The following is a 13,609-nucleotide window of genomic DNA, read 5'->3' on the forward strand; positions in this document are numbered from 1 at the left end:
ATGATCTGCGCAAAATAGGTCAAGAGGACAGGCAAGAACACGTGCCGCACCAGCCCGCCACTGAGGGGACCAGGACATGAGCGACGCCCTCCCGTCGTACGGCTTCACCCAGGCCCGGCGCGGCTACGCGCCGGAGCAGGTCGACCGCGCGCTGGCCGCGCTGACCGGACAGCGCGACGAGGCGTGGCAGCGGCTCAGCGTGCTCGGCTCGCAGATCCGCGACCTGGAGAACGCGCTGGCCGCCGCCCGGCAGGCCGCGGCCGAGGCGCCGGAGCCGGACTACACCACGCTCAGTGACCAGGCCGGCGACCTGATGGCGATCGCCGAGAACGAGGCCCGGCAGATCCGCGACAAGGCCGAGCGGTTCTCCGAGGACACCCGGGACGCCACCTACCAGGCGGGCCAGGAGGCGCAGCAGGCGGCCGACCAGTACGCGACCGCCACCCGCGCCGAGGCCGACCAGGCCGCCCGCCGCATCGACGAGCGGACCCGGGCAGAGGCCGAGCGGCTGCGTGGCGAGGCCGACCGGGACGCCCGGACGATCCGCGACACCGCCACCGCCGAGGCCGCCAAGATCCGGGTGGCCGCCGCCGAGGCGGGGGAGCGGGCCGAGGCCAAGCTGGCCGAGCTGCGCCGCGAGGCCGACGAGCGTTTCGCGGCCGAGGAGGGCGCCGCCCAGGCGGCCGACGCCAAGACCTCGGTGGCCGCCGAGGGCCGGCTGCGGGAGGCCGAGCAGCACCGCGAGTCGGTGATCGGCCTGGTCAAGCAGATCGACACCGACGCCCAGGCGCGGGCCGACAAGCTGGTCGAGCAGGCCCGCCGGGAGGCCGAGCGGATCCACACCGAGAGCGCCGAGGAGCGGGCCGCCTTCGACGAGCGGCTGGCCACCGTGCAGACCCACCTGGACCACATCAAGGGCACCCTGGCCTCGCTCACCGGCAAGGCCGTCGGCATGATCGAGCCCGGCGAGCTGGCCGCGCTGATGCCGGCGGACCTGACCCCCGCGGACCAGGCCCCGGCGGACGCCGCCCCGGCTCCGGCCCAGTCGGCCGACATGACCGCCACCGCCGAGCTGCCCGCCGCCACCGGCTCCGAGGCCGAGACCGGCGAGCTGCCCCGTCCGGTCTCCGCCGACGCGCCGACCACCGTGCTGCGGCTGCCCGCGGACTTCCGCAAGCCGGCCGCCGAGGACCCGCGCCGGGCGATGGGCGCCGAGCCGGCCCAGCCGCCCGTCCCGCCGCGCCCGGCCGCCCCGCCGGCGCTGCCGCCGCTGGCCCCGGAGGACGAGACGGCGATCATCCCCAAGATCGTGATCATCGACGACGGCAGCACGCTGGACAGCCTGCCCAACACGGTGGGCCGCCGCCGCACCTGACGGCGCCGGCTCCGCGGAGGGGGCGGCGGGAGTGATCCCGCCGCCCCCTCCGGCATTGCCTCAGCCCGCGCTGCGGCGCAGGCCCTCGCGCAGGTCGGCCAGCAGGCCGGGGTGGCTGGGCGCCCAGTCGAGCAGGGCGCGGGTCCGGGCGGCGTCGGCCCGGGTGTCGGGGGCGACCATCGGCGCCAGCCAGCCGAAGTGGTCGGCGGCCTGCTCGGCCGGGACCTCGCGCAGCGGCAGCCCGAGGCCGGCCGCGATGCCCTCGGCGATCTCGCGCTGGCTGATGCCCTGCTCGGCGACGGCGTGCAGCACGCTGCCCGCCGGAGCCCGGTCCAGGGCGCGCAGCACGAGGTCGGCGACGTCCAGGCGGTGCACGGCGGGCCAGCGGGCCGAGCCGTCGCCGAGGTAGCCGGCCGTGCCGGTGCGGCGGGCGGTCTCGACCAGGTAGCCGAGGAAGCCGGGCAGCGAGTCGTCGTGCACCGAGGGGGCGAGCCGGAGCTGAATGGTGCGCACCCCGCGGTCGGCGAGCTCGGTCGCGTACTGCAGGGCCTGGGCGCGCGGGTTGGCCATCGAGCCGAGGGTGTCCTCCTCGGTGGCGACCCGGCCCGGGGTCAGGCCGAGCAGCCCGGAGGCGAAGAGCAGCGGCCGGCCGGTGCCGGCCAGCGCCTCGCCGTAGGCCTCGAAGGCGGCCCGCTCCTCCTTGGCGGAGTCGGCGAAGCGCGAGAAGTCGTGATTGAAGGCGAGGTGGATGACGCCGTCCGACCCGGCGGCGCCCTCCCGGAGCAGGTCCGGGTCGGTCAGGTCGCCGCGCAGCACCTGGGCCCCGGCCGCCGCCAGCGCGTCGGCGGAGGCGTCGGAGCGGGCCAGCGCCAGCACCTGGCGTCCGGAGTCGAGCAGCAGCGGCACGATCGCGGATCCGATGAAGCCGGACGCACCGGTGATGAACACGCGCATGAGGTCCTCCAGTGATGAGACCGAGTATCGTCACTCTACCTCCGATGAGACTGAGTCTCATAGCGCCGCTGGCTAAAGTTGCCGACATGGCCAGATGGGAACCCGATACCGCCGCCCGGCTGGAGCGCGCCGCGCTGCAGCTCTTCGTCGAGCGCGGCTACCAGAACGTCACGGTGGTGGAGATCGCCGAGCGGGCCGGGCTGACCAAGGCCACCTTCTTCCGCCACTACGCGGACAAGCGCGAGGTGCTGTTCGGCGGCGAGGCGCTGCTCGGCGGCCTGCTGGCGGACGGCGTGGCGGCCGCGCCGGACGGGGCGGGGCCGCTGGAGCTGGTCGGCGCCGCACTGACCGCTGTCGGCGCCGTCTTCACCCCGGAGCAGCGGGAGCTGGCCGGCCTGCGCAACCAGGTGATCGGGCAGGACGCCGCGCTGCAGGAGCGGATGGCCTACAAGCGCGCGGTGCTGGCCGGGGCGCTGGGGCGGGCGCTGGGCGGGCGGGGGCTGACCGGGCCGGTGGCGCTGGTCGCCGCCGAGCTGGGCGTGCTCGCCTTCTCGCTCGGCTACCGGCGCTGGGCGGCGGCCGAGGACGGGGAGTACGCCCCGATCGCGCTGGCCGCGCTCGCCGAGCTGGCCGAGGCCGCCGCCGAGCTGGCCTGACCTGGCCTCAGAGCACCTCCACGGCGGTGCCGCTGACCCGCCGCCGGCAGTCCAACAGGTAGCGGGCGTGCGCGCCGATCGCCGGGTAGTCGAAGTCGTCGTGGTCGGCGAGCAGCACCACCGCGTCGGCGGCGGCCAGCTCCTCGGGCGTCGGCGGCACTCGGTGCACCCCGCTGAACGGGCCGCGCTGGCCGGGCAGGTGGACGCCCGGCAGCACGTGCGGATCGGCCGCCCGGACCTCGGCGCCCATCCGGGTCAGCAGCTCGGCGATCCGGGCGGCCGGGGTCTCCCGGGCGTCGCCGGTGTTCTTCTTGTAGGCCAGCCCGAGCAGCAGCACCCGGGAGCCGTTGACCGGCCGGCGCCGCTGGTTCAGCCCCTCGGTGAGCCGGCGGACCACGTAGTCGGGCATGTGGCTGTTCACGTCGTTGGCCAGCTCGACGAACCGGAACGAGCGGCCGAGCGCCCGCTCCACCCGCCAGGAGAGGAAGGACGGGTCGATCGGCAGGCAGTGCCCGCCGACCCCGGGCCCCGGGTCGAACCGCAGGAAGCCGAAGGGCTTGCTGGCCGCCGCGTCGATCGCCTCCCAGATGTCGATGCCCAGGTCGTGGGCGAACATCGCCAGCTCGTTGACCAGCGCGATGTTGACGTGCCGGAAGGTGTTCTCCAGCAGCTTGGTCAGCTCGGCCTCCTTGCAGGAGGAGACCGGCACGGTGCGCTCCACCAGCTGCCGGTAGAAGCCGTCCACCGCGCGCAGCGAGTCCGGGTCGATCCCGGAGACCACCTTCGGGGTGTTCTCCAGCCGCCAGACCGGGTTGCCCGGGTCGATCCGCTCGGGGCTGTAGCCGAGGTGGAAGTCCGGGCCGGCCCGCAGCCCGGAGCCCTTCTCCAGCAGCGGCGCCAGCAGCTCCTCGGTGGTGCCCGGGTAGGTGGTGGACTCCAGCACCACCGTGGCGCCCGGGCGCAGGTGCCCGGCCAGCACCTCGCCGGCCGCCTCGATGTAGGAGAGGTCGGGCACCCCGTCGCGCAGCGGGGTGGGCACGGTGATCACCGCGAGGTCGAAGCCGGCCAGCGCGGCGGGGTCGGAGGTGGGGCGGTAGCGGCCGGCGGCCAGCAGCGGGCGCAGCCGGGTGTCCGGGATGTCCTCGATGTAGGAGTCGCCGTCGGCCAGCCGGGAGACCCGGCGCCGGTCGATCTCGTATCCGATCACCTGGTGACCGGCTTCGGCGGAGCGGACGGCGAGCGGGAGGCCCACGTAGCCCTGGCCGGCGATGACGACGCGCATGGCGCCAGACTAGGGAGCGGGTGCGCCGTCGGAGCGGGATCCGGCTGCCGGGGTCCCAAAGATCACCGGAACGAGCGGTCCGGTGGTGGTCAGGACCCGGGGCGCCCTCCAGGACAGGGCGCCCCGACTCCCGACGCTCGGGCGGGCGCCCCCACCCAGGGTCGCCCGGCCTCGCACCCCGACCCCCATCGGAGTGCGTTGGGCCCACCACGCCATCCCCCACGGTTGGAGCGGCGAGCACGGGATCTATTCTGCGCGACGTCCATGGATTCCCAGTGACAGGAGTGTGTCCACTTCTTGACAATCGGCTGTTCCGTCCGAACCGCAGGTCGTGGGCATGACGGAACCGCTCTGGCACCCGCCGCCGCCCCCGCGGACCCCGCCGGGGCCGTCCGGAGCCGCGGTTGCCGGTGGCTGGCCGCGTCAGGGCCGGGCGCTCGGCGTACGCTGGATGCCTGACCCGGCCCCTGCCTCGCGCGTGCCGGGCCTGTCAAGCTGCCCGCCCGCAGGAGCGAGTGCCTTCAGGCGGGCCGTCCGCTGCGACCCCACGGGACGAAGAAGATCGCATGAGCCTGACCGGTTTGCTCGACGTCGTGGTCCGTGACGCCGCCCTCGCCGAGGCGATCGAGGCGGCGGCCGGCGGTCACCGCCCCCATCTGGACCTGGTCGGCCCGCCCGCCGCCCGCCCGTTCGTGGTCGCCGCGCTGGCCCGTTCGCTGGCCGCCGGGGCCGGCGAACGCGGCCGGCCGGTGCTCGCCGTGACCGCCACCGGGCGGGAGGCCGAGGACCTGGCCGCCAGCCTGCGCTCCCTGCTGCCGCCGGACTCGGTGGCCGAGTTCCCGGCCTGGGAGACGCTGCCGCACGAGCGGCTGTCGCCGCGCTCGGACACCGTCGGCCGCCGGCTGGCGGTGCTGCGGCGGATCGTTCATCCGCTTGCCGACGACCCGTCGGCCGGGCCGGTGCAGGTGGTCGTCGCGCCGGTCCGCTCGGTGCTCCAGCCGCAGGTCAAGGGGCTGGCCGAGCTGGAGCCGGTGGCGCTGCAGCGCGGCGGCTCGCACGATCTGGAGGAGATCGCCCGCCGGCTCGCCGCGGCCGCCTACGCCCGGGTCGAGCTGGTCGAGAAGCGCGGCGAGTTCGCGGTCCGCGGCGGCATCCTGGACGTCTTCCCGCCCACCGAGGAGCACCCGCTGCGGGTGGAGTTCTGGGGCGACGAGATCGAGGAGATCCGCTACTTCAAGGTCGCCGACCAGCGCTCGCTGGAGATCGCCGAGCACGGTCTGTGGGCCCCGCCCTGCCGGGAGCTGCTGCTCACCGAGCAGGTGCGGGAGCGGGCGGCCGCGCTGGCGCAGCGCCATCCGGAGCTGGCCGAGATCCTGGACCGGATCGCCGAGGGCATCGCGGTCGAGGGCATGGAGTCGCTGGCCCCGGTGCTGGTGGACGACATGGAGCTGCTGCTGGACGTGCTGCCGGCCGGCTCGGTCGCCGTGGTCTGCGATCCGGAGCGGGTCCGCACCCGGGCCGCCGACCTGGTGGCCACCAGCCAGGAGTTCCTGCACGCCTCCTGGGTGGCGGCCGCCTCCGGCGGCGAGCGGCCGATCGACGTGGAGCAGATCGACGTCTCCGCCGCCTCGCTGCGCTCGCTGGCCGAGGTGCGCGAGCACGCGCAGGCGATCGGGCTGCCCTGGTGGTCCGTCAGCCCGTTCGCGGCGGGGGAGGCGGCGGTCGGCTCGCTGCTGGAGTTCGACTCCCACACCGCCACCCTGGGCATGCACGCCGTCGAGGCCTACCGCGGCGACACCGCGCGGGCGATCGCGGACGCCAAGGAGCGGCTGGCCGCCGACTGGCGGGTCGTCATGGTGACGGAGGGCCAGGGCCCGGCCTCCCGGCTGGCCGAGGTGCTGGGCAACGAGGGCATTCCGGCCCGGCTGGTGCCCGAGCTGACCGAGGCGCCCACCCGGGACGTGGTCTACGTCTCCTGCGGCTCGATCGAGCACGGCTTCGTGGACGAGGCCCTGAAGCTCACCGTGATCACCGAGACCGACCTGTCCGGCCAGCGCTCCTCCACCAAGGACATGCGCCGGATGCCGTCCCGGCGGCGCAACGCGATCGACCCGCTGGCCCTGGCGGCCGGCGACTACGTGGTGCACGAGGCGCACGGGGTCGGCCGCTACGTGGAGATGGTGCAGCGCACCGTGCAGGGCGCCACCCGCGAGTACCTGGTGCTGGAGTACGCGCCGGCCAAGCGCGGGCACCCCGGCGACCGGCTCTTCGTGCCGACCGACCAGCTGGACCAGGTGACCAAGTACGTCGGCGGCGAGGCCCCGACGCTGCACCGGCTCGGCGGCGCGGACTGGGCGAAGACCAAGCAGCGGGCCAAGAAGGCGGTCAAGGAGATCGCCGCCGACCTGATCAAGCTGTACAGCGCCCGGATGGCGGCCCCCGGCCACTCGTTCGGCCCGGACACGCCCTGGCAGCGGGAGCTGGAGGACGCCTTCCCGTACGCGGAGACGCCGGACCAGCTGACCACCATCGCCGAGGTGAAGTCCGACATGGAGAAGTCGGTCCCGATGGACCGGCTGATCTGCGGCGACGTGGGCTACGGCAAGACCGAGATCGCGGTGCGGGCGGCCTTCAAGGCGGTGCAGGACGGCAAGCAGGTGGCGGTCCTGGTGCCGACCACGCTGCTGGTGCAGCAGCACTTCTCCACCTTCGCCGAGCGGTACGCCAACTTCCCGGTGGTGGTGAAGGCGCTCTCCCGGTTCCAGACCGACAGCGAGGCCAAGGCCGTGCTGGAGGGGCTCTTCGACGGCTCGGTGGACGTGGTGATCGGCACCCACCGGCTGTTCTCCTCCGAGACCAGGTTCAAGGACCTGGGCCTGGTGATCGTGGACGAGGAGCAGCGGTTCGGCGTCGAGCACAAGGAGCAGCTGAAGAAGCTGCGGGCCAACGTGGACGTGCTGACCATGTCCGCCACCCCGATTCCGCGAACCCTGGAGATGGCCGTCACCGGCATCCGGGAGATGTCCACCATCACCACCCCGCCGGAGGAGCGGCACCCGGTGCTGACCTTCGTCGGACCGTACGACGAGAAGCAGATCTCGGCGGCGATCCGGCGCGAACTGCTCCGCGAGGGCCAGGTCTTCTACATCCACAACCGGGTGGAGTCGATCGACAAGGCGGCCGCCCGGCTGAAGGACCTGGTGCCGGAGGCCCGGGTCGCCACCGCGCACGGGCAGATGGGGGAGACCCAGCTGGAGAAGGTGGTGGTGGACTTCTGGGAGAAGGAGTTCGACGTCCTGGTCTCCACCACGATCGTGGAGTCGGGCATCGACATCTCCAACGCCAACACCCTGATCGTGGAGCGCGGCGACACCTTCGGCCTCTCCCAGCTGCACCAGCTGCGCGGCCGGGTCGGGCGCGGCCGCGAGCGCGGCTACGCCTACATGCTCTACCCGCCGGAGAAGCCGCTGACCGAGACCGCCCACGAGCGGCTGGCCACCATCGCCCAGCACACCGAGATGGGCGCGGGCATGTACGTGGCGATGAAGGACCTGGAGATCCGCGGCGCCGGCAACCTGCTCGGCGGCGAGCAGTCCGGGCACATCGCGGGCGTCGGCTTCGACCTCTACATGCGGATGGTCGGGGAGGCGGTGGCCGAGTTCCGCGAGTCGCTGGAGGCGGGCGGGCAGCCGGAGGAGGAGCCGCTGGAGGTGAAGATCGAGCTGCCCGTGGACGCCCACGTGCCGCACGACTACGCACCCGGCGAGCGGCTGCGGCTGCAGGCCTACCGCTCGATCGCGGCGGTCAACTCGGAGGACGACATCGAGCAGGTGCGGGCCGAGCTGACGGACCGTTACGGGAAGCTGCCGGAGCCGGTGGAGAACCTGCTGCTGGTGGCCGCGCTGCGGCTGTACGCGCGGCGGTGCGGGATCGCGGACATCACGCTGCAGGGCAACGTGGTGCGGTTCGGGCCGGTGGAGCTGCGGGAGTCGCAGACGCTGCGGCTCAACCGGCTCTACCCGCGCAGCCAGGTGAAGGCGGCCACCTCGCAGCTGCTGGTGCCGCGGCCGACCACGGCGCGGATCGGTGGCAAGCCGGTGGTCGGGCGGGAACTGCTGGCCTGGTGCGGGACCTTCCTCTCCACCATGTTCGAGGAGCTGGCGGCGGCGAAGAAGTAACGGGCTCCGGCTCCGGGACGGGACGGGCGCGGAGGGGGTGCCCGCGCCCGTCCCGGCGTGCACAAGGTGCTGGGGCGCTACCGTGAGATCTTCCGCCCGATCCTTCCGCCCCGAACGAAAGGTGCCCCGCCGCATGACCCCCGAGTCGCCGAGTGTGCTGCCGAGCAGGGACCAGGACGGGGAGCCCGTGGTGCTCGACCGGCGGGAGGGGCCGTTCGGGGAGGTGGTGCTGCGGCGGCGCGGGGCGGACCACGAGATCATCGCCAACGGGTGCTTCCTGATGGACACCGCCGACGGCCGGTCCGAGCGGCTGCTGATCGACGCCGCGCTGGCGATGCTGCCGGCCGGGCGCCCGTCCGTGCTGATCGGCGGGCTCGGGGTGGGCTTCTCGCTGGCGCACGCCGCCGCCGAGCCGCGGTGGGGTGCGATCACCGTGGCCGAGCGGGAGCCCGCGATCATCGACTGGCATCGCACCGGCCCGCTCGCCGCGATCTCCGGCCCGGCGCTGGCCGATCCCCGGGTGGCGGTCCGCGAGCTGGACCTGGTCGCCTACCTGGCCGGCACCGGCGACCGCTACGACGCGCTCTGCCTGGACATCGACAACGGCCCGGACTGGACCGTCACCGACTCCAACGACGGCCTCTACGGCCCGGCCGGCCTCGCCGCCGCGATGGCCTGCCTGCACCCCGGCGGCGTCCTCGCCGTCTGGAGCGCCCGGCCCTCCGCCGCCTTCGAGGCGGCGCTGCGCACCGCCGGGTTCGCGCAGGTGCACAGTGTGGAGGTCCCGGTGAGCCGCGGTGTCCCGGACGTGGTGCACCTCGGACGCCGACCGGCGTAGCGCCGGGCGGTACGGTGGCCCCGTCGAACTGACGCGCCGCCTGGGGGAGCACGCCGATGACGTATCAACCGCCGTGCCCGCGGCGGCCGCCCGGGCGGCTCGGCGCGGGCCCGGCCACGGTGCTCTGCCTGGTGGCGTTCCTGACGGCGGGTCTGCTCGGCTTCCTGCCCGCCGTCCTGCTGGCCGTCCGCCGCCGGACCCGGGCGGACCTGGCCGGCGCGGTGGCGGCGGTGGTGCTGGAGCTGGCCCTGGTGGTCTCGGCCGCGATCACCGATCCGGGCAGCAACGGCGGGGTGGCGAACCACCTGGGCGTGGGCCTGATGCTGCTGATGATGCTCGGGGCGCCACTGCACTTCCTGCTGATGAACCGCCGCGCCGCCTGGGACGCCCACACGCCGGCGATGAAGCCGGCACCGATGCCGACGCCGTACCTCCCCCCGCCCGCCCCGGCCGACGACCTGCAGCAGCTCGCCGAACTGCCGCGCCGGCAGGCCGGGAGCGACCGGCGGTGACCCGGAGCGGTTGATCGGCGGCGGCCACCGGCTCGCCGAGAGGATCGGGCACGGTGCGCCCGCCCGCCCGGGGTGGCGGCGGCCTGCCGCACGAGAGGGTCCGGACCCAGCTGATGGGACGACAATTCGGCTGTACGGGTGATGTGTTCGGTACGACGTCTGGGCAATGGGACGGGCGCTCCCTATTCTCGTGACTCGACACGGCCACTTGCCCGCCGCTGCCCCGTCCGGGAGGCTTCGCGTGATCCGCAGCAGCTCCGTCCGCTCCGTTCGCGTCCGCCGCGTGATCCCCGTCCTCGGGGCGGTGGTGGCCGCGCTGGCGCTCAGCGCCTGCGGGAGCCAGCCGCCGCGGCCCGGGGCCGCGGCACTGATCGGTCCGGACAAGATCACCATCGCGGCGGTCGAGGCGCGGGTGGCCGAGTTCCGGACGCAGGCGGCGCAGCTGCCGGCCGGTCAGTACCAGGAGCAGGCCGGGCTGGTCGGGGCCACGGTGTCCGGGATGGTCTTCGACCAGGTGGTCGCGCACGCCCTGGACGACCACGGGCTGGCCGTCACCGACTCCGAGGTGGGCCGGCTGCGCGACGAGCAGACGGCGGCCTGGGGCGGCGAGCAGGGCCTGGAGCAGATGCTGCTGCTCAAGCACGCCGTGCCGGCCAAGGAGATCGACTCCTTCTACCGCGAGCAGCTGGGCCTGCAGAAGCTGGCCGCGATGAACGGCCAGCAGCTGGGCACGGCGGACGGCAACAAGGCGGTCCACCAGCTGCTGACCGAGGCCTCCAACGAGCTGAAGGTGACCGTCAACCCGCGCTACGGCAGCTGGGACCCGGCCCAGGCGGTGCTGGACGGCCCGAGCGAGCCCTGGCTGCCGCAGTCCGGCGCCGCCGCGTAGCGACCGCGGGGGTAGGTTTCGAGGTGTGGAGACGACCTCGAAGCTCACCCTGCTGACCACCACCCACCGCATCGCCCCCGGCCTGCTCAGCTGGCCGGCCTGGCAGGCGCTGCACGCCGCGCCCGTGGTGCTGGCGGCCGACCCCGCGCACCCGCAGCTGGCCGCGCTGGCCCAGGCCGGGGTGGCCGTGGAGCAGTTGGAGCGCGGCAGCGCGCCCGCGCTGGCCCGGCAGCTGGTGGAGCGGGCGCCCGCGGTCTTCCTGGGCAGCCAGGACGGCGACCCGGGGCTGACCGGGGCGCTGGCCCGGATCGCGGTGGAGGAGGCGGGGCGGGCGCCGGAGATCGAGGTGCTGCCCGGCTCCTACGACCTGCCCGGCGCGCGGCTGCTCGACCTGGTCGCGGTGATGGACCGGCTGCGCTCCCCCGGCGGCTGCCCGTGGGACGCCGAACAGACCCACGCCTCGCTGGTGAAGTACCTGGTGGAGGAGGCCTTCGAGCTGGTCGAGGCGATCGAGGAGGGCGACCGGGCGACGCTGCGCGAGGAGTTGGGCGACGTGCTGCTGCAGGTCTTCTTCCACTCCCGGATCGCCCAGGAGGACGCCGAGGACCCGTTCTCCATCGACGAGGTGGCCGGCGACATCGTGGACAAGCTGATCTACCGCCACCCGCACGTCTTCGGCGACTCCGACGCCGACACCACCGACCAGGTGGAGGCGAACTGGGAGCAGCTGAAGGCGGCCGAGAAGGGCGACCGGGAGTCGGTGCTGGACGGCGTGCCGGGCGGGCTGCCGGCGCTGGCCTTCGCGGCCAAGCTGGTCTCCCGGGTGCGGCGGGCCGGGTTCACCGGGGTCGCGGACGCCCCGTACGCGCTGCCCGGGGAGCTGACCGAGGCGAGCGTCGGCGAGCTGCTGCTCGCCGTGGTGCAGCGGGCGCACGACGCGGGGGTGGATCCGGACGCGGCGCTGCGCCACGCGGCCCGCGGGTACCGTGCGGCGGTGCGGGCGGCCGAGGGTCTGCCCGCCTAGGAGCGGGACCGGGTCAGGCCGCCGGCAGCGAGGCGTCGGCGGCCCGCTGGGCCGGGACCACCTCGCCGATCGCGGTGCTCAGCGGGTCCAGCAGCTCGGCCAGCCGGTCCAGGTCGCCGGGCAGCTCGTCCAGCGCCACGATCCGCTCGCCGTCCGGTCCGGCCACGCAGAACAGGTCGATCGGGCCGAGGTGCTTCTCGGCGGTGGAGACCAGGGCGGCGATGTCGCTGGGCTGGTGGATGTCGGAGCAGACCCCGACCACCGGGCAGCCGGTGCGGTCCAGCGCGGCGGCCAGGTCCTCGGCCACGCCCGGGCGGGGGTCGGCCAGGAGCAGCCCGACGGCTCCGGCAGCGGTGAACCGCCGGGCCGGGCCGTCGCCGTCGCCGCCGTCGAGCACCGCGATGACCACCACTTGACCGGCTACTCGCATGGCCTGCTCCTCCCTGGGGGCGACACCGCACTGGCGCCCACCGTTCGTATCGGAGGATCGTAGGCTTCGGCTGACCCTCCGCAACAGGGATTACCCGTCAGGTGACCAGACTCACTCACCGCGGCCAACGGATACCGTCAAGACATGCCCGCATCGCCGACTGAGTCCATGCCACCCCTGTTCACCTGGGAGTTCGCCGCCGATCCCTACCCGGCGTACGCCTGGCTCAGGAAGCACGCGCCGGTGCACCGCACCACGCTCCCGAGCGGGGTCGACGCCTGGCTGGTGACCCGGTACGCCGACGCGCGCCAGGCGCTCGCGGACGCCCGGCTCTCCAAGAACCCGGCGCACCACAGCGAGCAGGCGCACCGCACCGGGCGGGTCGGCATCCCGGGGGAGCGGCAGGCGGACCTGATGACCCATCTGCTGAACATCGACCCGCCGGACCACACCCGGCTGCGGCGGCTGGTCTCCAAGGCGTTCACCCCGCGCCGGGTGGCCGAGTTCGAGCCGCAGGTGCAGCTGCTGACCGACCGGCTGATCGACTCCTTCGCGGCCCGTGGCACGGCCGACCTGATCCACGAGTTCGCCTTCCCGCTGCCGATCTACGCGATCTGCGACCTGCTCGGGGTGCCGGCCGAGGACCAGGACGACTTCCGCGACTGGGCCGGGATGATGATCCGGCACGGCGCCGGCCCGCGCGGCGGGGTGGCCCGGGCGGTCAAGAAGATGCGGGCCTACCTGCTGGAGCTGATCCACCGCAAGCGCGCCGACCCCGGCGAGGACCTGATCTCCGGTCTGATCCGGGCCAGCGACCACGGCGAGCACCTGACCGAGAACGAGGCCGCGGCGATGGCCTTCATCCTGCTCTTCGCGGGCTTCGAGACCACCGTGAACCTGATCGGCAACGGCCTGCACACGCTCATGAACCACCCCGCGCAACGGGCGGAGCTGCAACGCTCGATCGCGGCCGGCGAGACCGGGCTGCTGGCCACCGCGGTCGAGGAACTGCTGCGCTACGACGGGCCGGTGGAGCTGGCCACCTGGCGGTTCGCGACCAGCCCGCTGACCATCGGCGGGGTGGACATCCCGGTCGGCGACCCGGTGCTGGTGGTGCTGGCGGCGGCCGACCGCGACCCGGCGCGGTTCGGCGGAGCGGACACCCTGGAGCTGGCCCGGCAGGACAACCCGCACCTGGGTTTCGGTCACGGCATCCACTACTGCATCGGCGCGCCGCTGGCCCGGCTGGAGGGCCGTCTGGCGCTCGCCACCCTGCTGACCAGGCTGCCCGATCTGCGCCCGGCAGCCGACCCGGCGGAGCTGCGGTGGCGCGGCGGACTGATCATGCGCGGTCTGCGCCAACTCCCGGTTTCGTTCACACCTGAGAGCCCGCGGGGCTGATGGGACGGCGGAGGCGCTCGGCTGACGGCGTGTCGGACAGCCTCGGAAGTCAGTGATCTGAATGGGGATC

Annotated in this window: 11 protein-coding genes; 8 read left to right on the plus strand and 3 right to left on the minus strand. The window is 74.2% G+C overall.

The window, feature by feature from the left end:
* The first annotated feature begins 76 nt into the window (after positions 1–76).
* Positions 77–1,375, plus strand: coding sequence for a hypothetical protein (locus tag ACFYNO_RS19815; RefSeq protein ID WP_388013557.1), 1,299 nt, complete (start codon positions 77–79; stop codon positions 1,373–1,375).
* Between the two features lie 60 nt (positions 1,376–1,435).
* On the opposite strand, the gene ACFYNO_RS19820 is transcribed toward ACFYNO_RS19815, so the two are convergent.
* Positions 1,436–2,329 (minus strand): SDR family oxidoreductase, encoded by an 894-nt coding sequence (locus ACFYNO_RS19820; RefSeq protein WP_388013560.1) that lies wholly within the window; start codon positions 2,327–2,329, stop codon positions 1,436–1,438.
* Positions 2,330–2,415: 86 nt separating this feature from the next.
* Here ACFYNO_RS19820 and ACFYNO_RS19825 point away from each other — a divergent pair, with 86 nt between their 5' ends.
* Positions 2,416–2,985: a TetR/AcrR family transcriptional regulator gene (locus tag ACFYNO_RS19825; RefSeq protein ID WP_388013563.1), complete on the plus strand. Its 570-nt coding sequence runs from the start codon at positions 2,416–2,418 to the stop codon at positions 2,983–2,985.
* 7 nt (positions 2,986–2,992) lie between these two features.
* Here ACFYNO_RS19825 and ACFYNO_RS19830 read toward each other — a convergent pair whose 3' ends face one another.
* Complete coding sequence (locus tag ACFYNO_RS19830) at positions 2,993–4,267, minus strand: nucleotide sugar dehydrogenase (RefSeq protein WP_388013566.1); 1,275 nt, start codon at positions 4,265–4,267, stop codon at positions 2,993–2,995.
* 566 nt (positions 4,268–4,833) lie between these two features.
* Here ACFYNO_RS19830 and mfd point away from each other — a divergent pair.
* The 5 genes from mfd (at position 4,834) to ACFYNO_RS19855 (ending at position 11,708) form a co-directional block, all read left to right on the plus strand.
* Entirely contained in the window at positions 4,834–8,445 is a 3,612-nt protein-coding gene (gene mfd / locus ACFYNO_RS19835; RefSeq protein ID WP_388013569.1) for a transcription-repair coupling factor, read from the plus strand.
* A 133-nt stretch (positions 8,446–8,578) separates the two neighbouring features.
* Positions 8,579–9,283: a spermidine synthase gene (locus ACFYNO_RS19840; protein ID WP_388013572.1), complete on the plus strand. Its 705-nt coding sequence runs from the start codon at positions 8,579–8,581 to the stop codon at positions 9,281–9,283.
* 56 nt (positions 9,284–9,339) lie between these two features.
* Positions 9,340–9,795 (plus strand): hypothetical protein, encoded by a 456-nt coding sequence (locus ACFYNO_RS19845; protein WP_388013575.1) that lies wholly within the window; start codon positions 9,340–9,342, stop codon positions 9,793–9,795.
* 283 nt (positions 9,796–10,078) lie between these two features.
* Positions 10,079–10,684 (plus strand): hypothetical protein, encoded by a 606-nt coding sequence (locus tag ACFYNO_RS19850; protein WP_388013578.1) that lies wholly within the window; start codon positions 10,079–10,081, stop codon positions 10,682–10,684.
* Positions 10,685–10,709: 25 nt separating this feature from the next.
* Entirely contained in the window at positions 10,710–11,708 is a 999-nt protein-coding gene (locus ACFYNO_RS19855; RefSeq protein ID WP_388013581.1) for a MazG family protein, read from the plus strand.
* A gap of 13 nt (positions 11,709–11,721) precedes the next feature.
* On the opposite strand, the gene ACFYNO_RS19860 is transcribed toward ACFYNO_RS19855, so the two are convergent.
* On the minus strand, positions 11,722–12,138 hold the full coding sequence (locus ACFYNO_RS19860) for a hypothetical protein (protein WP_388013584.1): 417 nt from the start codon (positions 12,136–12,138) through the stop codon (positions 11,722–11,724).
* A gap of 168 nt (positions 12,139–12,306) precedes the next feature.
* Here ACFYNO_RS19860 and ACFYNO_RS19865 point away from each other — a divergent pair, with 168 nt between their 5' ends.
* Positions 12,307–13,539 (plus strand): cytochrome P450, encoded by a 1,233-nt coding sequence (locus tag ACFYNO_RS19865; RefSeq protein WP_388013586.1) that lies wholly within the window; start codon positions 12,307–12,309, stop codon positions 13,537–13,539.
* The last annotated feature ends 70 nt before the right edge of the window (positions 13,540–13,609 follow it).

The organism is Kitasatospora sp. NPDC006697 (genome assembly GCF_042869935.1).
Lineage (GTDB): Bacteria > Actinomycetota > Actinomycetes > Streptomycetales > Streptomycetaceae > Kitasatospora.

Coding starts and splice junctions, on each gene's coding strand:
- ACFYNO_RS19860 (WP_388013584.1), bottom strand. CDS start 12,138: ATGCGAGTAGCCGGTCAAGTGGTGGTCATCGCGGTGCTCGACGGCGGC.
- ACFYNO_RS19815 (WP_388013557.1), top strand. CDS start 77: ATGAGCGACGCCCTCCCGTCGTACGGCTTCACCCAGGCCCGGCGCGGC.
- ACFYNO_RS19840 (WP_388013572.1), top strand. CDS start 8,579: ATGACCCCCGAGTCGCCGAGTGTGCTGCCGAGCAGGGACCAGGACGGG.
- mfd (WP_388013569.1), top strand. CDS start 4,834: ATGAGCCTGACCGGTTTGCTCGACGTCGTGGTCCGTGACGCCGCCCTC.
- ACFYNO_RS19845 (WP_388013575.1), top strand. CDS start 9,340: ATGACGTATCAACCGCCGTGCCCGCGGCGGCCGCCCGGGCGGCTCGGC.
- ACFYNO_RS19830 (WP_388013566.1), bottom strand. CDS start 4,267: ATGCGCGTCGTCATCGCCGGCCAGGGCTACGTGGGCCTCCCGCTCGCC.
- ACFYNO_RS19825 (WP_388013563.1), top strand. CDS start 2,416: ATGGCCAGATGGGAACCCGATACCGCCGCCCGGCTGGAGCGCGCCGCG.
- ACFYNO_RS19820 (WP_388013560.1), bottom strand. CDS start 2,329: ATGCGCGTGTTCATCACCGGTGCGTCCGGCTTCATCGGATCCGCGATC.
- ACFYNO_RS19865 (WP_388013586.1), top strand. CDS start 12,307: ATGCCACCCCTGTTCACCTGGGAGTTCGCCGCCGATCCCTACCCGGCG.